The organism is Oxynema mangrovii CENA135, from assembly GCF_016632315.1.
Lineage (GTDB): Bacteria > Cyanobacteriota > Cyanobacteriia > Cyanobacteriales > Laspinemataceae > Oxynema > Oxynema aestuarii.
The window spans coordinates 2691174-2717783 of record NZ_JAEOXH010000001.1; the positions used below are offsets into that span (position 1 = coordinate 2691174).

General features: G+C 47.7%; 22 protein-coding genes and 1 pseudogene. 8 read left to right on the forward strand and 15 right to left on the reverse strand.

The window, feature by feature from the left end; all coding sequences use genetic code 11:
- The first annotated feature begins 389 nt into the window (after window positions 1-389).
- Together JJD41_RS10525 and JJD41_RS10530 are read left to right on the forward strand one after the other, a co-directional pair.
- The gene (locus JJD41_RS10525; RefSeq protein WP_200665877.1) at window positions 390-1781 is read left to right on the forward strand and encodes a malic enzyme-like NAD(P)-binding protein; all 1392 of its coding nucleotides are present in this window, start codon (window positions 390-392) and stop codon (window positions 1779-1781) included.
- Between the two features lie 57 nt (window positions 1782-1838).
- Window positions 1839-2408, forward strand: coding sequence for a Uma2 family endonuclease (locus JJD41_RS10530; protein ID WP_200665878.1), 570 nt, complete (start codon window positions 1839-1841; stop codon window positions 2406-2408).
- A gap of 36 nt (window positions 2409-2444) precedes the next feature.
- Here JJD41_RS10530 and JJD41_RS25705 read toward each other — a convergent pair whose 3' ends face one another.
- From JJD41_RS25705 to crn3, 10 genes are all read right to left on the reverse strand, one after another.
- The gene (locus JJD41_RS25705) at window positions 2445-2603 is read right to left on the reverse strand and encodes a PDDEXK family nuclease (RefSeq protein ID WP_370583782.1); all 159 of its coding nucleotides are present in this window, start codon (window positions 2601-2603) and stop codon (window positions 2445-2447) included.
- Between the two features lie 54 nt (window positions 2604-2657).
- Window positions 2658-2891 carry a Uma2 family endonuclease gene (locus tag JJD41_RS25710; protein ID WP_370583828.1) on the reverse strand — a complete coding sequence of 78 codons (234 nt, stop codon included), beginning with the start codon at window positions 2889-2891 and terminating at the stop codon, window positions 2658-2660.
- Window positions 2892-3131: 240 nt separating this feature from the next.
- Window positions 3132-4463: a TIGR02710 family CRISPR-associated CARF protein gene (locus JJD41_RS10540; protein WP_200665879.1), complete on the reverse strand. Its 1332-nt coding sequence runs from the start codon at window positions 4461-4463 to the stop codon at window positions 3132-3134.
- 32 nt (window positions 4464-4495) lie between these two features.
- A complete protein-coding gene (gene cas6, locus JJD41_RS10545; protein ID WP_234488580.1) occupies window positions 4496-5155 on the reverse strand; it encodes a CRISPR system precrRNA processing endoribonuclease RAMP protein Cas6 in 660 nt (219 codons plus the stop codon).
- 107 nt (window positions 5156-5262) lie between these two features.
- A complete protein-coding gene (csm5, locus tag JJD41_RS10550) occupies window positions 5263-6555 on the reverse strand; it encodes a type III-A CRISPR-associated RAMP protein Csm5 (protein ID WP_200665881.1) in 1293 nt (430 codons plus the stop codon).
- 16 nt (window positions 6556-6571) lie between these two features.
- Window positions 6572-7756, reverse strand: coding sequence for a type III-A CRISPR-associated RAMP protein Csm4 (gene csm4, locus JJD41_RS10555; RefSeq protein WP_200665882.1), 1185 nt, complete (start codon window positions 7754-7756; stop codon window positions 6572-6574).
- A 2-nt stretch (window positions 7757-7758) separates the two neighbouring features.
- Window positions 7759-8730: a type III-A CRISPR-associated RAMP protein Csm3 gene (gene csm3 / locus JJD41_RS10560; protein WP_200665883.1), complete on the reverse strand. Its 972-nt coding sequence runs from the start codon at window positions 8728-8730 to the stop codon at window positions 7759-7761.
- A gap of 2 nt (window positions 8731-8732) precedes the next feature.
- On the reverse strand, window positions 8733-9128 hold the full coding sequence (gene csm2, locus JJD41_RS10565; RefSeq protein WP_200665884.1) for a type III-A CRISPR-associated protein Csm2: 396 nt from the start codon (window positions 9126-9128) through the stop codon (window positions 8733-8735).
- Between the two features lie 88 nt (window positions 9129-9216).
- On the reverse strand, window positions 9217-11541 hold the full coding sequence (cas10, locus tag JJD41_RS10570) for a type III-A CRISPR-associated protein Cas10/Csm1 (protein WP_200665885.1): 2325 nt from the start codon (window positions 11539-11541) through the stop codon (window positions 9217-9219).
- Window positions 11542-11622: 81 nt separating this feature from the next.
- On the reverse strand, window positions 11623-12528 hold the full coding sequence (gene crn3, locus JJD41_RS10575) for a CRISPR-associated ring nuclease Crn3/Csx3 (RefSeq protein ID WP_200665886.1): 906 nt from the start codon (window positions 12526-12528) through the stop codon (window positions 11623-11625).
- A gap of 74 nt (window positions 12529-12602) precedes the next feature.
- Between crn3 and JJD41_RS10580 the strand changes: the two genes are divergently transcribed.
- Window positions 12603-14054, forward strand: coding sequence for a TIGR03985 family CRISPR-associated protein (locus tag JJD41_RS10580; RefSeq protein WP_200665887.1), 1452 nt, complete (start codon window positions 12603-12605; stop codon window positions 14052-14054).
- A 78-nt stretch (window positions 14055-14132) separates the two neighbouring features.
- The gene (gene cas6, locus JJD41_RS10585) at window positions 14133-15302 is read left to right on the forward strand and encodes a CRISPR-associated endoribonuclease Cas6 (protein ID WP_200665888.1); all 1170 of its coding nucleotides are present in this window, start codon (window positions 14133-14135) and stop codon (window positions 15300-15302) included.
- Window positions 15303-15776: 474 nt separating this feature from the next.
- Here cas6 (JJD41_RS10585) and JJD41_RS10590 read toward each other — a convergent pair whose 3' ends face one another.
- Window positions 15777-16313, reverse strand: a complete 537-nt coding sequence (locus JJD41_RS10590) for a P-loop NTPase family protein (RefSeq protein WP_200665889.1) — start codon at window positions 16311-16313, stop codon at window positions 15777-15779.
- Between the two features lie 548 nt (window positions 16314-16861).
- Here JJD41_RS10590 and iscB point away from each other — a divergent pair.
- The 4 genes and pseudogenes from iscB to bchB form a co-directional block, all read left to right on the forward strand.
- Window positions 16862-17440, forward strand: a pseudogene (gene iscB, locus JJD41_RS10595) (RNA-guided endonuclease IscB); the annotation flags it as partial.
- Between the two features lie 166 nt (window positions 17441-17606).
- Window positions 17607-18170 carry an adenylate kinase gene (locus tag JJD41_RS10600; RefSeq protein WP_200665891.1) on the forward strand — a complete coding sequence of 188 codons (564 nt, stop codon included), beginning with the start codon at window positions 17607-17609 and terminating at the stop codon, window positions 18168-18170.
- A 69-nt stretch (window positions 18171-18239) separates the two neighbouring features.
- A complete protein-coding gene (gene rph / locus JJD41_RS10605) occupies window positions 18240-18959 on the forward strand; it encodes a ribonuclease PH (RefSeq protein ID WP_200665892.1) in 720 nt (239 codons plus the stop codon).
- 560 nt (window positions 18960-19519) lie between these two features.
- On the forward strand, window positions 19520-21046 hold the full coding sequence (gene bchB, locus JJD41_RS10610) for a ferredoxin:protochlorophyllide reductase (ATP-dependent) subunit B (protein WP_200665893.1): 1527 nt from the start codon (window positions 19520-19522) through the stop codon (window positions 21044-21046).
- Between the two features lie 305 nt (window positions 21047-21351).
- Here the strand turns inward: bchB and JJD41_RS10615 are convergent, their stop codons facing one another.
- The 4 genes from JJD41_RS10615 to proS form a co-directional block, all read right to left on the reverse strand.
- On the reverse strand, window positions 21352-21816 hold the full coding sequence (locus JJD41_RS10615; RefSeq protein WP_200665894.1) for a gamma-glutamylcyclotransferase family protein: 465 nt from the start codon (window positions 21814-21816) through the stop codon (window positions 21352-21354).
- Window positions 21817-22038: 222 nt separating this feature from the next.
- On the reverse strand, window positions 22039-23061 hold the full coding sequence (locus JJD41_RS10620; protein WP_200665895.1) for a hypothetical protein: 1023 nt from the start codon (window positions 23059-23061) through the stop codon (window positions 22039-22041).
- Window positions 23062-24075: 1014 nt separating this feature from the next.
- The gene (locus tag JJD41_RS10625; protein ID WP_168570359.1) at window positions 24076-24645 is read right to left on the reverse strand and encodes a pentapeptide repeat-containing protein; all 570 of its coding nucleotides are present in this window, start codon (window positions 24643-24645) and stop codon (window positions 24076-24078) included.
- A gap of 125 nt (window positions 24646-24770) precedes the next feature.
- Entirely contained in the window at window positions 24771-26585 is a 1815-nt protein-coding gene (proS, locus tag JJD41_RS10630) for a proline--tRNA ligase (protein WP_200665896.1), read from the reverse strand.
- Window positions 26586-26610: the final 25 nt, after the last annotated feature.

Genomic DNA, 26610 nt, shown 5'->3' on the forward strand with positions numbered 1-26610 from the left:
TTCCCTAAAGGGCTTGGTTTCTCGGTGCCATGCCGCACCTCGTCAGCTATCCCGACGGCGATCGCCCCAGTAAACGACTATTTTAGCCCGATCGGTTCGCCGATGGCGATCGCGAAGGGGCGAGTTTCGAGGAAAAATCGAAAAATAAATGAGGTGAATTATACAAACAAATATCATTTAAACCCATTGTTATGACAGAATCTTAAAAAGAAGTTTTATATTATCTGGATAGCAAGATAGCACGAAAATTTGGCTCTCGGGGGGGGCGAACCCGCGATCGCCATTTTGCAATTATTGCGATTCAGTGACAGCCAACCGTCGCACTCAACGCTACGATCTTAATTTCCGGGGATATCTTTCGGGATACGATTTACAACAGAACAAACAAGATGGTCCAACTGACTCCAAATTCCAGTTTTAGTGTTACGATTCGTTTGCAACTCCCCAATCGTGCGGGCAGCCTCGCCAAAGTTACCCGGGCGATCGGCGAAGTCGGCGGCAATATCGGCCAAATCGACCTGATCGACCAAACGCGGCAATGTACGACGCGGGATATCACCGTCGATGCGGCGAGTACGGAACACGCCGAAGAAATCGTTCAAAGTGTCAAAACCCTCGAAGACATTAAGGTCGTCAATCTCTACGATCGCACCTTCAACCTGCATCGAGGGGGCAAAATTCACATCGAAAACAAAATCCCCCTCAAGACCCAGGCGGATTTGGCGATGGCGTACACTCCAGGGGTCGGGCGCGTCTGTAGCGCGATCGCCCAAGATCCGGACAAAGTATATAACTTTACGATCAAACAAAACACGGTGGCGATCGTCACCGACGGTTCCGCCGTCCTCGGCTTGGGCAATTTAGGTCCGGCGGGAGCCCTTCCGGTCATGGAGGGCAAAGCCATGTTATTTAAAGCGTTTGCCGGAGTCGATGCGTTCCCCATCTGTCTCGACACCCAAAATGCCGAGGAAATCGTCGAAACGGTCAAAAACATCGCCCCGGTCTTCGGCGGGGTCAATTTGGAAGATATCAGCGCCCCCCGTTGTTTCGAGATCGAAGCGCGTTTGCGCCAGGAGTTAGATATCCCGGTGTTTCACGACGACCAACACGGTACGGCGATCGTCTCTCTAGCGGCCCTGATTAACGCCCTCAAGCTAGTGAAAAAGGCGATGGGCGAGATCCGGATCGTCATGAACGGCGCCGGGGCGGCTGGGGTCGCCGTGGCCCGTCTCCTGCGCGACGGGGGTGCCCGATCGATCGTCATGTGCGACTCGAAAGGGATTATCACGGGCGATCGGCCTAATTTGACCCCGGAAAAACGGGAATTTGCCGTGGAAAAAGGCGGAACCCTCGCCGATGCCCTCGTCGGCGCCGATGTTTTTGTCGGCGTCAGCGTTCCCGGCGTCCTCACCCCGGAGATGGTGCGATCGATGGCCCCCGACCCGATTGTCTTCGCCATGGCCAATCCGATCCCGGAAATTCAGCCGGAACTGGTCGCCGACGATGTCGCCGTCATTGCCACCGGACGCAGTGACTATCCCAACCAAATTAACAATGTGCTAGCGTTCCCCGGTATCTTTCGCGGTGCGTTAGACTGTCGCGCCAAGTCGATTACCCAAGCGATGTATCTCGAAGCCGCTAACGCGATCGCCGCCTTGGTCAACCCCTCCGAACTCACCCCGGAATACATTATCCCCTCGGTGTTCGATAAGCGCGTCGTGACGGCAGTCTCCGCCGCCGTCCAACAAGCCGCCCGCAAAGAAGGCATCGCCCGCAGTTAGAGACTTGTAGGGTGGGCAGTTGCCCACCTTACCCCGATTTTTATTCACCAGAAAACAATGTTAAATACAGTTATTCTGAATGTAGAAAATATCGGCTTCACCGATGCCCAATTCTATCAACTTTGTCTGGATAACCAAGATTTACAATTAGAACGAACTGCAAAAGGAGAATTAGTGATTATGCCCCCAGTCGGCGGCATCAGTGGTGGGCGAGAAGCGGATTTAATTGGCTTACTCTGGGCGTGGAATCGTCAAAGTCAACTCGGAAAAGTGTTTAGTTCGACCACCCTATTTCGCTTACCCGAGGGAGGCGATCGCTCTCCCGATGCGGCGTGGGTTTCTCTGGAGAAATGGGAAGGATTAACGGAGGAAGAAAAAGCAGGATTTCCCCCAATTTGTCCCGAGTTTGTCATCGAAGTGCGATCGCGCAGTGACTCCCTTAAACCTCTCCAAGAGAAAATGCTGGAATATCTCCAGAGTGGTTTGCAATTAGGGTGGTTAATCGATCCTCAAAACCAACAGGTGGAAATTTACTGTCCCCATACGACGGTTGAGGTGCGATCGTTCCCCGTTTCCCTCTCTGGAGAATCAGTATTACCGGGATTTACGGTGGAGTTGCTGGAGTAGTTTCGCCTGTCAATTCTGCTCTATCCAGAGGCGATCCTATTGCAAGAGAAACCCGAGTAGAATATCTTCCCCCGATACATTCGTCGGACGTTGCAACACCTCCACCGATTGCTGCGGACGATAGATTTCCACAGTTTGCAAGATCGGAGCGATCGCCCAATCCAATCGCATTCCATTATCAAGATATTCCCTCATCTTTCGTAAGGAATCCCAGCAACATCGGGCGATCGATGGGTCCCATTTGGTCGTTTAAATTCCGTTGACGCGATCGTTCAAATTTAATAATTGTTGGATAATCCGTGCATGACACCGACCCGTTTCGCCACCCGTTGGAGGCATAATAATTAAGTTTTCCCTGCGATCGGACTCAAATTTGAGATCGCGATTATCTTGATAAAGTTGGAAAAACTGTTCGTCATCGATTTTGAGTGAATCTATATTGACTGTTAAGCTATCTATCGATAAAAATTTTGTATTTTCGATCGAACTACACTCATCCTATCTGAGTTAGAAAATCCGTTAATAATACGGATTAAGTGTATCCTAGTTTGCCATCCTCACGCTAAATTTCTCTCCCAATCGATCCGGGAGGGACTTCAATCTGGCGTCCCTTCTCCTAAAAAAGGGAGAAGGGACGGGGGGATGAGGGCAGACTGTCGAAACTGGGATACTCCCTATTTTCAATTATCCCATGAGGACACAGTATTGCCGTCTCCCTTATCATCAAATGTTTAAAGCAGTTGGAAATTGAATCGGTTGAGATTTCGATTTTGGGATACTTGCAATAATTCCATCTTCAATAAACGGAATTACAATTCTAGCAAATTGGTCATACTCGTCTTGACTGACGGGTTGCAATCCATGTGCTAAAATCGAATAGTTTCGCAACTTTAAACTGTCTAAAATTTTGGATTTTTGCTGTAGATATATTTCACCTAACGGATCGCTAAGTTCTCCTAATAATTCGTAACTTTTGGTTAAACCAATTTGAATCGCCTGACTCACTGGAGAACGCATAACACTATATTTTTCGTGTAAAGATTCTGGAATTTTTTCTAAGTCTAAATCTCCAGTTTTAATTTGATAGCCTTGCCAGAGTCGGACTTGCTCTAGAAGTTCTAAGGCACGATATAAACGTGCAACAGCATCATCGTATCTTTCTAAAGATGCCCTTCGTTGAGCGTTTAATAACAAATCTTCAACTATTTCATAGCCGTGGCCATTAATTTTTTCTGGAGCTTGGAAATCATCATTAGCAGCATGAGCAATCCCTTCTCGACTTCCCATAACTCGTTTTAGAAATAAAACTAACGGTTGAATTGAAGGATATTTCATATGAACTGATAAAAATTTCCATGCTTGGACATGATCGAAACGATCCCAAGCATCAAATCCCATGCAGCACTCATATAAAGTCCGGATGCGTCGCTTCAAAGGTGAAGGTAATTCCATTTTTAGGCTATTTTTCAGCTCTGCGATTGCCGCAGGATAGTTATATTGCTGTAAAAACAAAGGTAAAAATTGCTCGATAGTCCGTTCGACTAAAATAGGTGAAGCGATTGTTTTTTCTGTAATTTCTCCTGACTCAACTCGCACTAAATTCCGTCGGATAGAAGTTGTCACATATAAAGAAAGTCGATAATCTAATCCTACCATTGCTAAAGCGGCTGACATTGTTTTTGTTCCACAGGTATAGTCAGCTAAAATTTCACTATTGGGTAATTCTTGTTGAATTTCACGAATTTTTGCCGCGATCGCACGGTAACTTTCAGAAAGATCGTCTGGATTGGATAATAATACCAAATCGCGATCGGGATTGAAGCGATCGCCCATTTGCAATTGGGTCGGAATATTATCCCTTTTTTCAACTTCATCACCCTTACGGATAATGCAAGGTTTATCCTGTCCAATAATTTGATCTTTACTTCCTTTAGAATCTTCTGTATCGTCAGAACAAATAAAGACAACGCGATTGGGTTCTAATTCCTTAATGGCCGTCAAAATTGGTTCGGGAGAACCACCTACAGTAATTAAGAGAATAGTTTGAATGGTCATAGTTTTCGTCAGTTAAGTTAATCGATATTGTTTCAATTCTCTAATTGAATTTGAGTTTGCCCCATTCCCAAACGGGTTTTTGCCCCAGTTCCGGCGAACTGGGAATACTGAACTAATAAATGAGCGACATTGGCTAATAATGGGTCACTTCTTCGCAAGATTTGTAATCTGACATTGCCGATAAATCCCGTAATAAATGAACGATAAACTTGAAATTTTCGGGTTTTAATATTGTGACGCCCGATCGCCACTACATCATTGAGATATGCGAGTAAATCGTCACCCCCTAGATACACTGAACTAAAATAGTTCCAGCGTTCTAACCAACTGCGAAACATCGAAATCGGTAGGGGTAAAGGTAAATGAATCCGATTTTGAGAAAAAGCAGTTGGCGTTTTAAAATCTAACTCAAAATGATAAACGGGTTCGGGTTCGTCTCCGATTAAAGTTGTGTAAAGTTCTTCATAACTGCTGGTTTCGTCAGTGCGATCGCGCAGTTCAAATTTAAACCCTAAAAATTCTAACTGTTCTGATAAATCTAGATCGGCGATCGCCTTTGAGGCGGGATCGCATAAACCGGATAAAGATAAAGAATACAATTGGTCTGGATGAAAAGTCATAAATTCTTTAGAACGCGAGGAAAATCCAACCAAACCGGAATAGGCGATCGTGGGAATTTCATTGTTTCCCATTTCTAATCCCATCCTGCGATGCAACTCCTTTACCAATTCTAAATGATAGCTACGCGGTAAAACTGCAGGTTCACAAGGCACAACCGTCCAATGCGATCGAATTAACATTAATTTTTCAACTCCTTAAACTTCACCCATCCCGGCAGATATTTAATAATCCCATTAGGGTTATAAACTGTCCGTCGTGACTTTGGTGCTTCAAATCCTGGGGCTGCAATTCCACAATTATCCCGAATGTTTTGAACTAATTCATCAGGAAGATTCAAATTAATTGTCGTTCCTCGCATTCCCGTTCCCCAACCGATACGGAGTGCGTAGGGACAGTTTTCTGGTTCGTAAAAACGGCGAATTTCACTAAAATCTAAATTGCGTCCTGCTGCATTAGGGTTATTTTTGATGGCATTCCAGTAGTCATGCTCGAAATCCCACTGTTCTTGAGCAAATTCACTACAAATTTTTACAATATCGTCAATCGTTTTAAAAGGTAGTTGCATTCCTTTATCGTGGCTGAACCAAGATAACATTTCTGTATCGAGACTAATGGTAAATGTCGTCCGTACATTTCTGACCATCTCGGCGTAAATTGAAGCTCGATATTTTGCATTATAGTTATCGAATCGGCTCGAAACTAAAACTTCAGCTACTACAGGAATATTGTAAGTAATTTCCTTCCCTTTTTTATTGGTAATTTTACATTCCAATAACGGCTCGGAATCACTGACTTTAATCGCCCTCATAAAATCTGTATTCGGCCCCATTCTAGCTCGAACTGGACGATCTTGATAGCGTAAATTAAAATCTGTAAACAAGCTATTCATAAATAGATCGTCATCTAAAAATTTCTGCTGAAATTTGCTCAATTCTCTACCACCTAAGCGGCGTTGTAAGGTTTCTTCAATTGTACTGAGTCGTTTTGCCTTGGGAACGTTATATCGCTCGGAATGTCTGAGTAAATAATAAGCGATCGCCGTCCGAATAGCCCCTTTAATTGAAGAACCGGGAATGTAAAATTCTCCGAGACCATTGCGAATCATCGGACGTAAATCGGTGATTTGTTCGTCAGGCCATTTTCGACTAATTGCAGTCTTTGGAAAAATCGGTTCGCCGTCGGAGTCTTTGGCCTTTTGCCAATCGTCACCCAAGGCATCTTCGAGTAGGTTGGCGATACCTTCCCGACGTTCGACGCGGCTAATATAATCATTCAAATAGCCTCGTTGAAGTAATGCTTTGCTGAGTGTTTCTGAATTGGGTAAATAAACCCGATTGGAAGTTTGGATATATTCAAAAGGGTTTAATCGCTGCACTTCCGATCCAATATGCAAGATCGGACTATTTAAGCGAAGTTTCTGGATTTCAACGGTTTGAGGTTTCGTTAATCCGGGTGATGGAGAAGTGGTCATCGCTTCAAAGAATGATTCAAGAGTTGGGTTTAATGCGAACGGGAAGACTCAAGGCAATACCATTGCGATAAACGCGATGTTGATTGCGGTAGTATTGAAAATCGGGTGGGGTAACATCGGCGAGTTTTCCTTGGGGTGGTTGCTTAAATAAAGAACCTTCAAGAAACATGGTCACTGACTGACGGCGTAAGTTTAACCCCGAGGGAGAACCGGAAAGCCACCCACGCCGTTGCTCCATTTCATAACTACTGTCGCGGGTAATTTCTTGCCAATTTAAACCGGGATCGTCCCAATACAAACTCAGCAAGCAGTAATGGGTGGAAGTTTGAACAAAATCAAACAATCGAACGAAGTCTTTCGGTAAATTTTGCCACTCAAATGTGAACCGTCCTGCACCACTCGATCGCCGTCCGCCGATTCCTTCCTCTCCTAAAAGTTGAAGGGCGGCGTGCAGTTTTTGTTCTAATTCGCGATCGCCTTGCGGAAAATCCAAGATAAAGTACAATCCTGCTCTTTCCTCAATTTTTTGGCTTTCCTGCTTATTTTTTTTGCTTTTCTGCTTGTGATTGTTTTCCTTTTGTTGGTGGTGGAAGTGTACGAAACCTGCGTGAAATAAATTGGTCGCTGCCGTTCGGCGGTCTATGGCAATTTTTGGCAGTTTGTGTTCTTGAAAGCTGGCATTGTAATCAAATAATCCAGCTTTTGTTAGGGTCTGGCCCGGGGTCTGGCTCGCAGATTTCTCGTTTTCAGATGTTTCGTTTTCAGATTTTTCCTTTTTTGCCCGTGCACTCAGTTCCTCGCGATCGCGATCGGTAAATCCCTGTCCTTGATACCAGCGCATCCAGACATCTAAGGGAAGATAGCGCAAACTTTTATAAGTTTTGAAAAACTCTAAATCTTGGTCTGGATAACCACATGGGAATTGTAAGGGTTTGGGAAGATAAAAGATCTCCGAGTCTGCCTTTTTAGAGTAAACAAAGGTCGAACTCATCCGCACGGGCGGCGGAGAGTCATTAAGGAATCGATCGAGTAATTCTTCAACGCCTTGTTTGCCGAATAATCGGGCATAAATGCTCATCCAGGCGCTAAATAAACCGTCAGAACTCACCCGTTCGCTGGTTTCTTCGATACCGATTCCGACTTTTCCAAAGTGAACGGGATTGCTGCCAAAGTCGAGTTTAACTAGCTTGCGATCGCTCATCTTTAACTTTCATCTCCGGGCAACATTTTACGGATTTCTTCGTTTAAAGTACCGAAGGTTTCCAAAAGTTCAGGTGTATTTTTCGCTTGTTGAATTGGAGCGAAAGAGGCATTACCTGCGACGATTTGGCGGTACTGTTCCATACTGCGATAGAAAAACTCGAAGTTTTGGAAACTAATTTTGCCGTAACCGCGAGAACCGTGACCGCCAAGTGCATCATCTTCCAGAATGGCGAGAGCGATCGCAATATTTCGTAAGTCTTCTTCCGCTTGTTCCGGATTTTCAACAGTGTAAATAATTTCAAAGTTAAATTTCGATCCGGCGGGAACACGTTCGACTTGACGCGGATTCGCGGCAGAAGTAATGCGATCGATTCCATTTTCAAATTTCCACTCGGTCATGTACAACCCGGTATCAATTTGTTTGAGTTGGGCGATCGAATCCTCCGTTAAATGGCAATCGCGGACAATCAAACGCGCTGGGGCATTGCGCCCTTTAATTAAGGCGTATGATTTATTATCAATTGTTTTCAATTGCGCCTTATTGCCAACCAAACCTCGATCTCGGGCAATTTGTTCTTCAATCCAACAAATCGCTCCTGTCGAACCGAACAGTCGTGAAACAGGACAATGTTTGGCGCCAGTAAAGAAAATCAATTGGCTATTATTGCCTCTACCGACTTCACTGTACCCATCTTCAAGATCGTCACTTTCATAACGGTAGGTATCACTCCCACCCGCTCGGTTTAATGGCTTATTGAGTAAGCGTTCTAAAATCGATCGCAACTTCCCTTTAATTGAGGAACCGGGAAGATATGGATAGCGATCTAGGGGATTGCGAATGACGGGTTTATCCAATCCACCGATATCTAAGTTATCGCCACCTCCACCAATATGTAACCCGGTTTCAACGGTTAAGGTACTTTTCAGACGAAATTTTCCAAGTAAGGGTTTTTGTTCGGTTGCGTAAGCCATGTTTATCGTCCTCCTTCAGCTTTGTGGTAAGCAATAATTGATTCGATGAAGTTCACCAAACGTTCAAAATCTTGCGTATCTTCTACTTTATCGATCGCTTTCGACATGACCTCACTTAAGGGTTTAACTGATGGTTGTCGTGCGGCAGCATAAGCAAGTTTAGGTTTGAGCAAGACCACACCTGTTTCGATACTAGAAAAGTCATTATTTTGAGCAAGGGTGGTTTTGAGTTGATTAATCGCATCGAGAAACTTGCGGATTTGGTTAGTTTCTAGCCGTTGTTGTTTGAGATAAGGACCAAACTGTTCGGCATCTTTGACTAAATATCGAATGGAATAGTCTTTAAAACTACCTTCGAGGTTGTTAATTCTCTGAATGATTTGCTGCTGGATTTCCATAGTCTGTGTATTTCGAGAAGAGGCTGAAACTTGAACGGGAGGGTTCGGTTTTTTGGGCGGTTGCAATTTGGAGTTTCGTTTAGCCATTTTAAGCGTTACGATTCAACAATTCTAGCCAGGTAGCGATCGCCTTAAAATAAGGAGAATTACGGGGATTTTTTAACGACGTTCGCACGGGTTTAAACTCGTCACGATCCCGAATTTCTTTAGGGAGCCGAGTTAAGGTATAGGCGATGCGCGGCAAGTGGAGATAACAGCGAATATCATAGCGAATATTGTTAACTGTATTAGGATATTGAGTTTTTTGGTCGTGTCGGTCTTCAAACTCTTTGATGAGTTGGTCTTGCAGGTTGGCGGTATTGAGCAGATTGCGGATAAAACTCCGAGCGTAGCTGAGTTCAATTTTTTGGTCGTGCAGTTTTTTGACCAGAGGGAAAATACCAAATAATTCGGGGATGGCTTCTTGCTTGAGATAGTCTTGAATCTCCGAGCTGGTCGATTTTAAGAGATCGGAACCGAGCCACTCATACCATTTAAACACTTGCCCGAATAAACCTAAGCTATCGCGACCGTTTCCTTTGGCGGAATGTTCGGCTTCTCCCGAATGACTGGCAGCTAAGTAAAGAGGAAATTTTGGGGTATGAATGCTGATACCACCGGACAAGGTAATGTCTTTATTGTAACCCGTATACGCTCGAAAAGCTTGATAAATATCGAAAGAAAATTCAACAATTTCATTCCAGGAACCCGTGATGAACAGATCGTCTCCCCCGGCATAGATAAACAGCAGATTTTGACGATCGCCCGTACTCAAACATTGCGTATTAACAGGTAAATTCTGCGAACGATTGGCCGCTAATGAGTTGAGATAGACTTTGAAAAAATAACTCATTTGTCGGGAGAGTCCGGCGAGACGGGGTAAGGTTTGATCTTTGCCTAAACCTTTAGCAAAAATCTGCCCCAAGCGATCTACATCCATTCGCAAACAGGCAAAGCGTTTGATTCCTTGAGAAACGTCTGCCATTCTGCGGGAATGAATAAAAGTTTCTTGGTTATTTTCTTCTTCATCCTGAATGCGACAACCATAGTTACCGAGTAGCATTAAGTTGCTATTGGTTTGTCGATAATCTTCGATCGCCCAGTCGTTAATCAAAAAGTAGCTTGCATTTTCGACAACTTTGCGGGCTTTTTGGATAGTTTCAAATAAATAGTAATAAGTTCCTCCGAAATTAATTCTATCGATCGCTCCCTTGATATTCGATTTTTTAGAGCGGGCGATCGCCTGGACTTCAAACAACTTGCTCCCCAAGTCAAACATCGTTCGACAAGTCCAGCAAGCGAGAGAAGAATCCGGTTCATTTTTATTCAGTGGTTTGAGACTTGGCAAATCGTCCCGATGACAGACTCGACAAGGATCGTAAGCGTGTTTTATTTCCAAAACATCGCTCAATTGGCTATTAAATTTTTGGAGTTTTTGTCGTGCTAACTGTTTGGTCGCTTTTTCCCAATATTGAGCAAACTCGGCGGAGGCGATCGCCTCTGTAGGAAAAGTCACGTAACCCAAGGCGAGAAAAATTTTACCTTGAAACATTTTTCTCAACCAATGATTAAAACGGCTGCGCACTTGGGAAATTTTTACATTAATTTCTTCCGGGTTGCTTCCAGACGCTAAAATATATAAGTTTCCCCCACCCGCATAAATAACGTTGGTTCGCGGAACATCCAAAACCTCTATTAATTGCTCGACTACTTCGGTAGTGACGAGTTCTAAATAAAAACTGCGAGCGCGTAGAGATTTTAAGGCACCATCGGAAGAAATGGTGTAAATAAAGGTCTGAATTCCCGATAAATCTCCGTTAACTAAGCTTAACTGACTCGCGTCCGGATGGTCAGCTAATGCAGCCGCTACGGCGGCGGTGGTTCGGGTAAAATCGATTAAAGAAACATTATCGTCGGCTCCAAAACTAACATGAGACCCAAATTTTTCTAAGATGAGTAGGAGTAGAGAAAAGTTCTGCCAATCTTCTGCAGTTAAAGCGGCGATTGCCTCTCGAATCGGTTCTTTTAAGGTTGCGATCGCAGCGCGATCGGTTTGAGGGTACGGAACCGGGGGATAAACTTCTCGATCTTTCAAATAGCTGGCAGGCCAGTAGTTTTGAATGGGGCGATCGGAATCGGAGCGATCGGATAAATTAACCGCATCAAACAGAACGCGCAACGGTTTAATTAAGTCCTCAGAACCACTCTGCTCGATGGTTGCAGGCCAGCCGAGTAATTTGCTAACAACGTCTACAGCTTTTGTGCGCGGAGCAAAGGGATCGATCGCCGGAACAATACCGACCCATTTCGCCAGAATTGAGACGGCTTGTTGGGCGATCGATAAGGCTTCTTGATGAGCTTGAGAGCGGTTCATAAGTCTAAACTTAAAAAAGCAATAAGATTGGCGGAACGTCGATTGAGAATAGACGTTGAGAATTGATGTTGAGACTTGAATTTAGATCGAGAACAGGCTTTGTATCCTCTCCATCAATCCCTGGGGAATCGGTCGAGATTGGCCGCGAATCCACGGGCCACAGGTCATTTCGATAAACGGTTGTTGCTGGTGGACGATTTCGACCTCCTCCAAAGAGCTATGAATCACTGCGACTGGGGTTAAATTTCCACGATCGCGGCAAAACTCGTGCCAGTTATCCACCGCATCCCGTTGGGAACTAATAATCAAATAGTGAGTACATGCCTCCAAAATCGGCTGTTTTTCCGGCTGAACCATGCCGCCGACATCCACGATCGTCAGTGCTTTTTGACGTCGGAGTTCGAGGATCGCACGGGCGTGATAGGGAAAAAAGCGATCGCTCAACTCCCCCTTATTCGTCGCTTTAAACCCTTCTGCATCGAGATCCGGGGGCAATTCTAGAGTATAGTTGCCTTCCCCGTCCCAATTTGCTCTTTGCAAATATATATTTGAGTTTACCTCAATTAGGCTCTGAAATAACCGATGAGAAAAAACACTTTTACCACTATCTGGCGGACCGACTACCATCAGTGCCGGATTTAAAGTATCGGTCACTTGACCTAACTGGAGAATTTGACCGACCCGAACCCCTTTAGTGTGAGTGGCGATGACGATCGCACCAATACGCGGGTCGTTACAGGCGACCCAAGCGGTGGGATGGAGTTCGTGAATTAAGTACCCGTATAACCAGATCGGTCCGCGCCCGTCGATCGCCACGCCAACCCGGGTATCGATGCCGGGCGGCAATTCGATCGCCCCGAGATCCTCGGGACTGACGAGGCGATCGGGTCGGGTCAGTTCGATCGCCAACACTTGATAGTCCAATCCCTCACGGGTGCGACCCCGACTGAGTTTGAACTGCACGCCCCGGTTTGTGGTCTGTGCCATCGTCATTTGTACTCCTGCATTTAATTTCATTCCCTGTTATTATAACGATGACATGGAAAAGGGGTCTTCTAAATATGCCTCAAACCCTTACACTGCAACCGACTACAGAAGTTTTACAAGGACTCGCCGCCGGACAGTTAGGCACGCGACTGCTGCGGGCCGTGCGACTGTGGGTGTTGCTCGATCGCCTCTACGGACAACAACCGAACTGGTCCGAATCCCTCCCGAACAAATTCCACTATCGGGACGTGCGCGATCGCCTGTTCGCCCTCACCCACGGCAAAAGCGACGCCAGCACTGCCCAAGAACTGACGGCGCAATGCAGCGATCGCCGTTGTATCTGCCACCGCAGCACCCGCGAATTAATCTTTGCTCCCCAATGGAACCTCTCCGAATCGGTCTGGGAAAGCGAAACCCAGTATCAAAGCGGACTCAGCGCCCAAGAACTCGACGAACTGCTCGAAAATCGCCCTTTTGCCACGGTACATCGCTCGATTCGCGACGATTTAAAGCAACTGGCTCATCTAGGCTGGCTCAAACACGTCCATCGCGGCAAATTTGAATGTGTCTCCCCGGAACAGTGGCCCCAACTCGCCCCCGTCGTCAACAGCGAGGAAGAACAAACCCTGTTAAACCCGAGCCAAATTCGCCAATTGCTCCCGATTCTCGAATCGGTCTCCTTCGTGCAGCCCAACCTCGAAATTATTATCGAAAAATTGTGGGAAAACCTGGCATCCAACGCGCCTCCCACCTTAGCGATGCCCGACGAAGACCGCATTTTTATCCACCTCGACTATATCCTTTCCGCAGCAACCCAAGACCGGGTAGATACGTACCAAGAACAACTCGAACGACTGTGGCAAACGCCATCGTCGGGGGTAGTCTGTTTCGACTACAATCTGGCCGAGGGGGACACGGTGGCGATCGTCACCTATCCCGTCTGCCTGCACTACGTGCGTCGGGCAAAATATTTGAGCGCTTACGGACTCGATCCCGACGGCGTTCTCAACTGGCATAACTACCGCCTCGATCGCATCGCCAGCGATCGCCTCACGATTCTCCCCTGGGGCGACCCGCAAATCCCGCGCAAGTTAAAACTACTACGCCGAACCGGAGAACTGCCCAACGCCGCCACCATTCGCCGGGAGTTAAGCGTCGCTTGGGGGTTCAATTTTTACTTACCGCGCCAGTTATTACTGATGCGATTTCCCCGCGCTTTTGCCCGTCGTTATGTAGACGATACCTTGCGCCATCAGACCTTCGAGGCGATCGCCCATTCCCAACTACCCGAGTTAATCCGTCGGGAACTCAAAGACCCCGGGGAACGAGAACGGATGTTGCAACTGATCGATCGCCGCTCCCCCAAAGACGCCTACTATCGCGCCTGGATTCGCGAGGGCGATATCAACGTGTTGATGCGCTTGCGCGATTGGCGACCGAATGGCGAAGTGATTTTACCGCTTTCCCTGCGAGAACAAATGGCGCGCGAAGCCCGACAAGAGTTAACCTATTATCAACAAAATTAATCGATCGCCGTTCTCACCATTGTATCCACCCTCTCTCAACCCACCGCTCGACGCCGAACTCCACCCTCGATCGCGTTCATGACTTCTACTTCTTCTCCTCGCAAACGACGCCGACCGACTCGAAAATTAGCGCTCCACTGGCCCGACGAAACGGAATTAGTAGGAGTGCAGTTCAACCTGAAACCCGTCAGTTCCGACGCCCTGTTTCCGCAATACGCGATCGCCCTGCACGCTTGGTTTCTGGCGCAAGTGAGACAGTTTGACCCGACCCTCTCCGCCCGACTGCACGACGATCCCTCGGAAAAAGCCTTTACCGTTTCCGCCTTAGACGGTCCGTTTCAAGCGGGAGAACGACAGTTACACCTGATTCCCGAACAGACCTATCGCTGGTATGTTACCGGACTCTCTCATTCCGTCACTCAATTCCTGCACGTTTGGCTCGATCGCCTCCCCGGGCGCGTCGAAATTAACAAAGCCCCGCTTAAAATCGACAGTACCGAACTGTTTCTCGCCCCCACCACCTATCGAGAATTGCTCGAATCGGTCAGTTTGCCCGGACGGGGCGTTAAATTGACGTTCCTTTCGCCTACCAGTTTTCGCCGCAAGGGATATCACTTTCCCCTCCCCGTTCCTTATAATTTGTTTCATTCTTACCTGCGTCGTTGGAACGATTTTTCCGGAATTCCGGTGGAAGCCGACCCCTTTTTAAACTGGGTCGATTCCGAAGTGTTGATTCGCCGTCACCGGATCGAATCGGTGAAAGTGCCGGGGGGCAAGCGAGGCAGCGTTACCGGATTTACCGGGGCGATCGATTTGGGGTTGGCGAAACGCAACGAGCCGGAAGAGTTCGCCCGCTTGTTTTATACATTAAGTGCGCTGGCGCCTTACTGTGGCACGGGACATAAAACGACCTTCGGTTTGGGGCAAACGCGATCGGGATGGCTGTTAGAAGAAGAGGAACAACCGATAACGACCCCGGTCGAAGAACGACTCGCCCAACGGATCGCTAATTTGACCGATGTTTTTATGGCCCAACGCCAGCGCTTGGGAAAGGTTCGCGTCGAGCAGATCGAGAAGACGGCGCGCACTCGGGCGACGATTTTAGCGCGCCGAGAAACGGGGGAATCGTTACAGGCGATCGCCCGAGATTTAGAGTTACCTTACGAAACGGTGAAAACTTACGCGAAGTTGGCGCGGCGAGCGTTGCGCGAAAGTGAGGGGGAGGAGGAAGAAGGCGGCGATGAGTGATAGCGACGGGCGATTCTCCTGGGGAGACGCCGAGGGAACGCCCAAATGATTTAGGATTGCTATATAGTTGTCGTCGATTAAAATGTCGATTAAAATTTATGCTCTTAGCCGAACTTCCTGTTTCTAACGGATTCATTTTCCAGGTTGCGTTTACTTTAGTCGTCGCCGGAATTTTTATCTGGCAAGCGATCCGCGCTTGGCAAGAAATCAAACGTTAGGAAGCAACCGGATGCCGAGGCGATCGCACCGCCAAAAAAGCATTCGGTTAAACCTAGGGTTGAGTCGCAAATCGTATTTAACCGAATGCTTCTTTGAGATTTGAGAGTTTAGAGTTTAGATTGAGGGAATCGAGAAGGGGGAGCGGAGATTTTAGGGTTGAGGGTTTCGATGGAGGGAGAGGCGATCGCCACGAGGGACCTACAGACTTGGGACTTGCCCCTTTCGCCTTGAACCTCCCCACTTCCCACCCGCTCTCTACGGTCGGTGACTGCGGCGAATTTCCGTAATCTGATCCGCGAGGTCTAAAAGACTTTGAGGCATTTCCGGCCCGGTTAAAATCACATCCACGTGACCCGGGCGTTTTTGCAAACAATCGCAAACCTCTTGTTCGGGGATCAAACCAAAATTGATCGCCAAACTTAACTCGTCCAAGACCACGAGGGAATATTCCCCGGCGAGCAAAATTTTCTGGGTGTAGTCCCACAACTGGCGCAAGGATAGAGCTTCGATCTCGTCTAACTCGGGGGTATCGATGCAGCGAGGCAGATCGCAGCGAATCCATTCTAAATTTTGGCCGAGTTTGACGGGATGCTCCTGACCTTGACCGATCCCGCCTTTGAGGAACTGAACGACTAAAACTTTTGTTCCCTGTCCGGCAATTTGCAGCGCTTGAGCCATCACGTTGGTGAAAAAGCTGCGGTGGCTGCCTGTAAAGACTTGGATCAGTCCTTCCACGGTATAGGGAAAACGGCAAGGCTTATCGAGAACCGAGGTTTCAAGCTGTGCAACCATAAGGCGACGTCGTAATCAGTATTTGGATCTTGATGGTAGATCTACTTAAAGCAAAAGTGGCAGATCTGGCAACATAAGCAAACAATATGTAGTGTACTGTATTGGAAATGTTGTGGAAGATAACACTAGATGTACAAATTTATGCTATGGCGATCGCCCGGGGCTGCCGTGGCTTCTCAGATTGCAGATTCGATTTGGCCGCATCCGGAACCTAGAGTAGAATGAGCTAGTCTGGGGCGATCGCCTGAAATCAAACCACTATTGAGACCAAATATTGAGAGAATTGCGAACATCATCTTTGGGTCAAATCAGGAGTCGGCACCCCGCACGCTCAGTGATGCGGCTTCACCCCTGACCTTCAGTAAGCTGACCCGCCTAAGTCTTACCTGACTCCGTTTCTAACGTCATGACACCTACGAATGCTTTCCAGTTGGTAGCTCGGTCGCTAACGATCGAACAACTTTACGAAAGGTAAGGTCGTGTCGTTAGCCGAACAAGCCTCAAAAACATGGGCGAGGAAAACATTACCCGTTTTACGGAGACCTTCAATGTCCAACCTTGTATTGGTTATTGATACGAACAAGCGACCCTTAGATCCAGTTCACCCGGGAAGCGCGCGTCACCTCCTCAACACAGGAAAAGCTGCGGTGTTTCGCCGCTATCCATTCACCATCATCCTCAAACAAGCGCATCCTGATGCTCCCGTACAAGACCTAGAACTCAAACTAGATCCGGGTTCCAAAACTGCAGGAATTGCAATTAAGCAAGGCAACTCAATCATTTGTGGAGCCCAATTGCAACATCGAGGAGAACCCATAAAGGAAGGAATAAAAGAAGCACTGCTGTCCCGTCCTCAATCGCGACGAAGCAGAAGAAATCGCCAAACTCGCGATCGCCAAGCACGATTTCTCAATCGGACTCGTCCTCAAAGCTGGCTGGCCCCGTCATTGCAGCATCGAGTAGACACGGTTCTGACTTGGGTCAACCGAGTTCGTCAGCTTGCTCCTACGAGCAGCATTGCTCGGGAATTAGTCCGGTTTGACCTGCGACGGTTCCAAAATCCTCAAATCGCAGGGGTGGAGTCCCAGCAAGGGGAATTACACGGCTACGAAGTTCGAGAATATTTGCCTTACCTGGGGCGGGTTTGGTGCCGTGCGTCAGGCAATTTTGATATTGTGACCCAATCGGGAAGAGTGGCAGGGATTAATCACAAATACTGTCAACCTATTCACAAAAAGGATGGCTATGCTTATGGGTTCTGAAGACTGTGGGCGGTCAAAGCCGCTTGAGTTAGTGAGATTGGTCATTCTCGGCGGGCCAGGAGCAGGTAAAGGAACCCAAGCTCAGTTGTTATGCCGTCATTTGGACATTCCGTGGATTGCGACGGGAGAAATTTTCCGTTCGGCGATCGCCGAGCAAAGCGAGTTGGGGCGCCAGGCGCAGCCCTATCTCGACAAAGGCGAACTCGTCCCCGATCCGACGACGATCGAGCTGATCCGGCAGCGCCTTTTAAAGCCGGACGCGCTCAAGGGTTGGTTACTCGACGGCTACCCGCGCACCGCCTTCCAAGCGGAAGAACTCGATTTTTTACTCGACCAATCCGGACAGCGCGTCGATTGGGCGATTTGGTTGAAATTGTCGGAATCGGTGTTGATGGAACGCTGTCTCAATCGCGAAGCCAGTCGCAGCGACGACGCGCCGGAAATTGTCCGCCGTCGGATCGAACTGTTCGAGGAACGCACGATCCCGATTTTGGAATATTACGACTATCGCGATCGCCTCGTCACCGTTGACGGCGATCGCTCCCCACAAGAGGTTCACCAAGAAATTTTAGGCCGGATTGCCCCTCAACCTTGAGGAGCGCGCGATCGCGCCATCGGTTACCCACTCCTCCCACTCGTCAACCTTCACAGCTCGATCTCAATTATGAATTGGCAGCGTCCCGACGGTCGAAAATCCGATCGCCTGCGTCCGATTACCTTTGAAAAAGATTTCACCCGCTTCGCCACCAGTTCCGTGCTGACGCGCTGCGGCGATACCCAAGTGTTATGTACTGTCAGCATCCAGGATGGCGTCCCCAAATTTTTAGAAGGGAAGGGACAAGGGTGGTTGACCGCCGAATATCGAATGCTTCCCGGCGCCACCCCCCAACGCCAAAGCCGCGAACTGATGAAACTGTCCGGACGCACTCAAGAAATTCAGCGTTTGATCGGACGCAGTTTGCGCGCCGCCCTCGATTTGGAAGCCCTCGGCGAACGCACGGCGATCGTCGATGCCGACGTTTTGCAAGCGGACGCCGGAACCCGCACCACGGCGATTACAGGCGGTTTTGTCGCCCTGGCGATGGCGATGGATAAATTAGTCGCCGCCGGAGCCTTGGCGCGATCGCCGATCCGCCACCAAATCGCCGCGATCTCCGTCGGTTTATTACACGGCGAACCCTATCTCGATTTGAACTACACCGAAGATGTCGCCGCCGAGATCGACTGCAACATCGTCATGAACGATCGCCTGGAGATCGTCGAATTGCAAGGAACCGCCGAAGAAGGCAGTTTTAGCCGCGCCCAGCTCGATCGCATTTTGGATGTCGCCGAAAAGGGAATGCAAGAATTATTTGTGGCCCAACGGGCGGCTTTAGAAACTTAGATCGCCGACCTATCCCTTGTTTATTTTTCGATCGTCATTACCAGGAGGGGCGAAAATTTGCCCCTCCGCTCTTTGGCGCGCGATCGACAAGGGCGCGCGATCGCATAAAAATCATCGGTTTTTAACTTCAAAACATTAAAAAACATTAAAAATAAACAATAATTTTAAATTAAGTTTTAATAAAAACAATTGAAAATTTACTTCACTTCAATTCACAATTAGCCTGACTGAAAGACCGAAAGGCAGGGCGCGATCGCCCATTCTCAACCTGCTTTAGGTATTTTTCCGTGAGTATTTTAACTGATTCCCTCGCCAAAAAGCGCCGCCAGAAACCGCGATCGCCCGCACAGTTTCCCTTCGCCATCGAAAGCCTAAACCGTAGAATTAGCCAACCCAAAAATTAAGATTATTTGCACAAAACAATTAAAAAGTTGTTTTAGTTTTACCCTAGAAATCGCGATTCGGATAACACCTCCGACGCCAAACCCAACTCACCCCCAGGCCGAGTTCGATCCACCTGAGAAATCCACCCAAAAAATCCACACAAGGGAGAATACCGTATGAAATTGGCTTACTGGATGTATGCAGGTCCCGCGCATATTGGCACCCTTCGCATTGCCAGTTCCTTCAAAAACGTTCACGCGATCATGCACGCCCCCCTCGGCGACGACTACTTCAACGTCATGCGATCGATGTTAGAACGGGAACGGGACTTTACCCCAGTAACGGCTAGTATCGTCGATCGCAACGTCCTCGCGCGCGGTTCTCAAGAAAAAGTCGTCGATAACATCGTCCGTAAAGATAAAGAAGAACGACCGGATCTGATCGTTCTCACCCCGACTTGCACCTCCAGCATCCTGCAAGAAGACCTCGCCAACTTCGTCGAACGCGCCCAACTCGAAGCTACAGGCGACGTCATGCTTGCCGACGTCAACCATTATCGCGTCAACGAACTGCAAGCCGCCGATCGCACCCTCGGTCAAATTGTCCGCTACTACCTCGAAAAAGCCAAGAAAAAAGGCGAACTTCCCGAAGGTAAAAGCGAAAAACCCTCGGTCAACATCATCGGGATGACCACCCTCGGTTTCCACAACAACCACGACACCACCGAACTCAAGCGCCTGATGGCCGATCTCGGCATCGAAATTAACGAAATTATTCCCGAAGGCGCTTGCGTTCACAACCTCAAAAACCTCACCCGCGCCTGGTTTAACCTCGTTCCCTATCGCGAAATCGGTCTCATCGCGGCGCGGTATCTCGAAGAAGAATTTTCGATGCCCTACATCGACATCACCCCGATGGGAATCGTCGAAACCGCGCGTTGCCTCCGCAAAATCCAGCAAGTTATCAATCAGCAAGGCGGTAACGTCGATTACGAAGAGTACATCGACAATCAAACCCGGTTTGTCTCTCAAGCCGCCTGGTTCTCTCGGTCGATTGACTGTCAGAACCTCACGGGTAAAAAAGCCGTCGTCTTCGGCGACAGTACCCACGCCGTCGCGATTACCAAAATTCTCGCCCGCGAAATGGGGATTAACGTCGTCTTAGCGGGAACCTACTGCAAATATGATGCCGACTGGTTCCGGGAACAAGTGAGCGAATATTGCGACGAAATTCTGATTAGCGACGATAATGGAGCGATTGGAGATGCGATCGCCCGTCTCGAACCCTCGGCGATCTTCGGAACCCAAATGGAACGCCATGTCGGGAAGCGCTTGAATATTCCCTGCGGCGTGATTGCGGCCCCGATTCACATTCAAAACTTCCCCGTCGGTTACAAACCGTTTGTCGGTTATGAAGGCGCGAATCAAATTGTCGATTTGATTTACAACTCCTTCACCTTGGGAATGGAAGATCACTTGCTCGAAATTTTCGGCGGTCACGATACCAAAGAAGCGATTCACAAGGGGATTTCTGCCGATTCCGATCTGAACTGGACCAAAGATGCTCGAGCGGAATTAAATAAAGTTCCCGGTTTTGTGCGCGGTAAAGTCAAGCGCAATACGGAGAAATTCGCCCGCGAACGAGGCATGGATGAGATTACTCTCGAAGTGATGTATGCCGCTAAAGAAGCGGTCGGTGCCTGATTGGTTCTGAAGATTTGGTTGATTTTTCTACAAGTTTATTTCTCGTGGCATCGGCGATCGATGCCATTTTTTTGTTCTGTGTTTGAATAAGGTATTATACTATTTTTCTAAATCCTCGATCTCTCTCATTCTTTGTTAAAAATGGTATTAGAGACTTGTTATAAAGAAAATATAAAAAAATCTAGTAGGGGTTTGGTTGCCAAACCCCTGTTTGGTTGCCAAACCCCTGTTTGGTTGCCAAACCCCTGTTTGGTTGCCAAACCCCTACTTCGGCACAATAGAAAGATCCAGACCATATTTCCCATTTACTTTACCGATGACTCAGTTTTTCCCAAACGGGCGATCGCCCGAATGTAGTCTTCCGGTAAACTGCAAGCTTGAGCGCCGCGAACAACGTAATCGAGATAGTCCGAACTGGGGGTTTTTCCTTCTAAAATAAACTCGGCATTGGCTCGATACACGTAAGCAGAAATTTCCCGGCGATCGTCGAGAAATAACTGAGTGGAGAGGCGATCGTAATGAATGGGATATCCTTCACAGCGATCGATCGCCGCTAAATCTTCTCTATTCAGTTCGATAACAATTCCCCAAACACTTCGATGTCGATGGGGAAAAATATTAGCGGCAACTCCGTATTTTAAAGACCGCTTATTAAAACGTAGTTCTCGCTGCGGTAATCGCGCGCGTTTAAAGGTTCCATCCCAAGAAGGCGCGCGCAATTTCAATCGTTGCGGATCCAGATTTGAACCGTAAGCAAATACTCGATTCATCGGTATAGCAATCCTAAATCAGTTGGAACGATTGGGAGATAGAATCTAAAGCCAATTCTTGATAGAGTCAACTCTTCAGTGAATAGATTTCCTGTTGCCACGGGAATGACAGGTTACATCAGTGAATTAAGACCCCAAGATTCACCGGGGATACTTGCTCTCTAATCAATTTTACAACTCAGATAGGATTGCTATCGTGGCCTTCACCTGAACTAACGTTCTTTAAGAATCATATCCTTGGCAAGTCTGTTCCGCCCAGTCCCCCATTTTTTCAGCAACAAACACGGCTAACTTATAACTGCCATAAGCACCGACGCCAGCTCCACCAGCTAATAACGTACCCATCACTACTGGACCTCCTACTGCCGATGTAACCACGGCTGTTGCTGCTGCACCTGTCGCATTACTACCTAAGAAACCTGCTAAGGTCGTCGTTACTCCACCTAAGCCGAGTTGAGATACAGCCGAAGCTATACCAGCATAACTTGCTAAATTTCCTGCCCCCGCAGCCGACGCAGATGTAATGGATTGAAGGATAGTGAAAGTCGTTCCACTTCCTTTTACTAAGGTATTCCATTTTGAATTGTCAACACCATTTTTATGATCTAAATAGGCTTGACATATCAATGCAGCATCAGCATTTAAAAAAGATTTGGCGCTCTGAAGTGCTTTTCGATCTAATTTTGTAGATGCTATTGCTTTAAACGCTAAAGTCATTACTTCTTGACTTTCAATTAAAGTATCAGACATTTTCTGATTAGCGATGTTTTGTAAGCTATTTCCATACTTTGATGCCTCATTAACAAAAACTTCAATATCGACAGCTAGTTTTTCAGGAGACAAGGTGGTATAAATTTGATTTTTTGTGTCCGATAAAAGTTTTTTGACAACTTCTTTCTTTTCTAGTAAATCTGGGATTCCTTCTAATAGACGCTCTCGATCTGGTAGCCTTGTCTTGAAAAAGTCGATAGAACTATCCATAATAGTGGAACTAGATTCAAGAGTTCGATCGACGATTTCTTTTACTTGTGATGAATCTTTAACCCAATCTAAAGATTTTATTGTAAAGTCTTTAACAGTTCCAAAATTCATAGCTTGCCATTGGCTTTTATCCAACCAAGCATCTGAAAAATCAGCTCTTATTGGAATTGTATCTGCTAGTGCTGTAGGACTAAAAAATACATTAAAATTCAACCAAACAAACAAAGTTAATACAATCGAAATTACTTGTTTTGTACTTTTCATTTTCTTGGAATATCCTTGGATCGATTTATGGATGTTGAACTTAAGAAACCTTAATGACAAAGATTGGCATAATCAATCATACGAATCTCTCAAGATATTTTCTGCTTGTATATTTTTCTGAAAAAACAGAATTTTAGTATTCGCAATTTCCAATTAAGCAAGAGTAAACAGAAAATCCATAAATCTCCCTTAACAAGGGAGATTTTACTATTCGCGGTTACCTCATGGATTGGAGAAAAGCCATACAGCTTTTGAGATTGTGGGATTTTTTAGTTCTCACTTAAGTAGTAACGTCACTCAAGAAGACAACAATCGAATTATCTCATAACAGCCCAGTTCAATTCAATCAGAAGTATGTTAATTTTTGTATCATAAAAGTATGCAAGAAAACCGAACAACTATGTAATACTATTTTTCTAAACTATTGATGGATCTGGATCGTCTGTCAGCAGACGGCAGTATGATATCCTCACCCTCAATTACTCTCATTATCTTGAAGATGCGTATAACATACGCGGTTAAGTTGGAATATGGGGAGTGTCTATGTAGGGTGTTGCTGAATCATCGCAAAGAAAGTAGGAGCGAAAAATTTTTCGCCCCTACTTTGGAATCTTTTATCGGCTTTCTTTTTTGCTCTCGCGGTCTCGTATTGAATCAATCCCTTCTTTCTGAAACATTCTATATAAAGGATTAAATGTTGATTTTCTCTCTGAATAAGGCGGTCTCGTATTGAATCAATCCCTTCTTTCTGAAACATTCTATATAAAGGATTAAATGTTGATTTTCTCTCTGAATAAGAATGGATAAATATATCATCAAAAACAACGAACTTAAAAGATTTTTTAGAGATCTGTTTGATTTGAAATCTATTGTATTTTAATGATTGATCGCCAAATTAAAAATCATCGGCAAACCGGAGACAAAAAAACTTGTTTTAAATTCCCTCAATTTTGAATCTCAAATTTGAAAGGCTTTGCAACCTCAAATCCGGCTATCGATAGCCGGATTTGAGTCTTATTCGTGCGGCGTCCCGTCGGGAAGGGTGGCGCCTTGCAAGTTTGCCCCGGTGAGATCGGCATCTCGGATGTCGGCTTCGTGCAAGTTGGCGCGCACTAGGGAGGTGCTGTACCACTGGCTTTCGCGTAAGTCGGCTTTGTGCAAGTTGGCGCCATTGAGACAGGCATTGCGCAAGTCAGTTTCGCACAATGAGGCTTCGCTGAGATCCGCATCCCATAAGGTAGCTTCGCGCAGGTCGGCTTCATGGAGGTCGGCGCCTTTGAGGATAGCACCGGATAAGTCGGTGCGGAATAAGTCGGCTTCGCGCAAGGAGGCGCCGCTCAAGTCGGCGTTGCGTAAGTCGGATCCGGTTAAGGAAATGCCGTTCATTAAGGCGCCGCTTAAGTTGGCGCTTTGCAAGTTGACGCCGCGCAGGTCTGCCCCGGTGAGGGAGGCGCGGGTCAAGCAGGCATTTTTTAAGGAGGCTTTGTAAAGGCTGAGGTCGGCTAAGTTCGCTCCGGTGAGATCGATTCCGTTAAAATCCCGATCGCCTCGGGCGTAGCGATCGCGCAATTCGTTGACATCCATAAGTACGATTCCAGGCTGCAAAGGATCGCCGCTATTCTAAGACCGATTTTGGCGACACCCAAGTTCATGCGATCGCATGTTGATTTAGCTGGAGGTGAAAAGCGGGCAAACTGCCCGCCTCGGGATTACTTCGATGGCGCGATCGCCTCGTCAACCCACTGTTTGACCGTCCGGGCTACATCTTCGATCGCCAGTTCCTGAGAAGCTTTAGAGCAGCGATCGACCACTTCCACCTTCCCATTTTTCAGCGATCGCCCGGTGACGATCCGGTAGGGAATCCCGACGAGATCGGCATCTTTAAACTTGACTCCGGCCCGTTCCGGGCGATCGTCTAACAACGTTTCCACGCCCAATTCGGTCAATTCCCGGTAGAGGCGATCGGCCACTTGGACTTGTTGCTCGTCAGAAACATTGGGCATCACGATCAGCGCGTGATACGGCGCGATCGCCACGGGCCAAACGATCCCATCTTTATCGTAAGACTGCTCGACCGCAGACTGAGCCAAGCGGGACACGCCGATCCCGTAACACCCCATCACTAACGGCAGATTTTCCCCGTCTTCATTCGTATACGTCGCGCCCAAGGCTTGGGAATACTTCGTCCCCAACTGGAAGATGTGGCCGACCTCGATCCCCCTCGCACTTTGTAAGATCTGGCTGGGGTCGTGGACCGCGCGATCGCCCGCCGTCGCTTTCTGCACGTCTACTTGCAACTCCGGTAAGGCAAACTGCACCCCCCAATTGGCACCGACCACGTGACAGCCACTCTCATTCGCCCCGGTAACGAAGTTCTTCAGATCCACAGCAGTGCGATCGACCAGACGCAGGAATTTCGGATGCACCTCTTTGCTGGCGGCGATATAGCTGTCGTCTAAATCCGGGGCGATATAGCCCAAAGGTAACGGTTTCGCCATCAACTTCTGCTGGGCCTCCGCAGAAGGCACTTCGAGGGCTAACACCGCTTTGGCGTCGAAGCGATCGCCCAACTTCGTCAGTTCGTTGGTCAGTTTAACCTCGTTGACATCGCGATCGCCGCGAATGTTCACCAACACCAACGCCACCGTAGCGTTATCGTAAACCACCTGATAGAGGACATTTTTGACCACCTGAGTCGGCGAACAGTTCAGAAACTCGCAGACGCTGGCGATCGTTTCCGTTCCCGGGGTTTCGCGCTTTTCGTAGCGGGCGAACGGCGAAGGTTCCGCATCCGCGCACCGGGAAACCGCCTTTTCCACATTGGCGGCATATTTCCCATCTTCGGTGAACAAGACCTCGTCTTCCCCTGCATCGGCGAGTACCATAAACTCCTGGGATCCGGAACCGCCGATTGCCCCGGAATCCGCCTCGACCGCTCTAAATTCCAAGCCGCAGCGCCGTAAAATATTACGGTAGGCGCGATCCATGTCGGCGTAAGTTTGCTTCAAACTCTCCTCGTCGGCGTGAAACGAGTAGCCATCTTTCATGATGAATTCGCGACCGCGCATCAACCCGAAGCGGGGGCGGATTTCGTCGCGAAACTTTGTTTGCAGTTGGTACAGGTGTAAGGGTAACTGACGGTAGGATCGGATCGAATCGCGGGCGATCGCCGTAATCACTTCCTCGTGGGTCGGTCCGAGGCCCATTTCCCGGTCTTGGCGATCGATCAGGGAAAACATGATCCCTTCCGCCTTCGTGTAAGTTTCCCAGCGTCCCGACTCTTTCCACAACTCCGACGGTTGCAACTGCGGTAACAAGCATTCTTGCGCCCCCGTGGCGTCCATTTCTTCGCGAACGATGCGCGAGACCTTTTGCAAAACCCGCCACATCAAGGGCAAATAAGCATACACCCCACTCGCGATCCGACGGATGTAACCCGCACGCAGCAAGAGTTTGTGACTGGGGATTTCCGCTTCGGCGGGGTCTTCCCGTTGGGTCACCCAGAACATTTGTGACAGTCGCATCGCGTTTTCCTCGAATCTAGAGATT

Excerpts from the sequence above, each read along its gene's own strand:
- JJD41_RS10590 (WP_200665889.1), bottom strand. The coding sequence starts at position 16,313 with ATGGTTGCACAGCTTGAAACCTCGGTTCTCGATAAGCCTTGCCGTTTT.
- csm5 (WP_200665881.1), bottom strand. The coding sequence starts at position 6,555 with ATGACCACTTCTCCATCACCCGGATTAACGAAACCTCAAACCGTTGAA.
- JJD41_RS10540 (WP_200665879.1), bottom strand. The coding sequence starts at position 4,463 with ATGACCATTCAAACTATTCTCTTAATTACTGTAGGTGGTTCTCCCGAA.
- csm2 (WP_200665884.1), bottom strand. The coding sequence starts at position 9,128 with ATGGAAATCCAGCAGCAAATCATTCAGAGAATTAACAACCTCGAAGGT.
- JJD41_RS10530 (WP_200665878.1), top strand. The coding sequence starts at position 1,839 with ATGTTAAATACAGTTATTCTGAATGTAGAAAATATCGGCTTCACCGAT.
- bchB (WP_200665893.1), top strand. The coding sequence starts at position 19,520 with ATGAAATTGGCTTACTGGATGTATGCAGGTCCCGCGCATATTGGCACC.
- cas10 (WP_200665885.1), bottom strand. The coding sequence starts at position 11,541 with ATGAACCGCTCTCAAGCTCATCAAGAAGCCTTATCGATCGCCCAACAA.
- JJD41_RS10615 (WP_200665894.1), bottom strand. The coding sequence starts at position 21,816 with ATGAATCGAGTATTTGCTTACGGTTCAAATCTGGATCCGCAACGATTG.
- cas6 (WP_234488580.1), bottom strand. The coding sequence starts at position 5,155 with ATGGGAAACAATGAAATTCCCACGATCGCCTATTCCGGTTTGGTTGGA.
- JJD41_RS10525 (WP_200665877.1), top strand. The coding sequence starts at position 390 with ATGGTCCAACTGACTCCAAATTCCAGTTTTAGTGTTACGATTCGTTTG.
- cas6 (WP_200665888.1), top strand. The coding sequence starts at position 14,133 with ATGACTTCTACTTCTTCTCCTCGCAAACGACGCCGACCGACTCGAAAA.
- csm4 (WP_200665882.1), bottom strand. The coding sequence starts at position 7,756 with ATGAGCGATCGCAAGCTAGTTAAACTCGACTTTGGCAGCAATCCCGTT.
- crn3 (WP_200665886.1), bottom strand. The coding sequence starts at position 12,528 with ATGGCACAGACCACAAACCGGGGCGTGCAGTTCAAACTCAGTCGGGGT.
- JJD41_RS10580 (WP_200665887.1), top strand. The coding sequence starts at position 12,603 with ATGCCTCAAACCCTTACACTGCAACCGACTACAGAAGTTTTACAAGGA.
- JJD41_RS25705 (WP_370583782.1), bottom strand. The coding sequence starts at position 2,603 with ATGAGGGAATATCTTGATAATGGAATGCGATTGGATTGGGCGATCGCT.
- JJD41_RS10620 (WP_200665895.1), bottom strand. The coding sequence starts at position 23,061 with ATGAAAAGTACAAAACAAGTAATTTCGATTGTATTAACTTTGTTTGTT.
- proS (WP_200665896.1), bottom strand. The coding sequence starts at position 26,585 with ATGCGACTGTCACAAATGTTCTGGGTGACCCAACGGGAAGACCCCGCC.
- csm3 (WP_200665883.1), bottom strand. The coding sequence starts at position 8,730 with ATGGCTTACGCAACCGAACAAAAACCCTTACTTGGAAAATTTCGTCTG.
- JJD41_RS10625 (WP_168570359.1), bottom strand. The coding sequence starts at position 24,645 with ATGGATGTCAACGAATTGCGCGATCGCTACGCCCGAGGCGATCGGGAT.
- rph (WP_200665892.1), top strand. The coding sequence starts at position 18,240 with ATGAATTGGCAGCGTCCCGACGGTCGAAAATCCGATCGCCTGCGTCCG.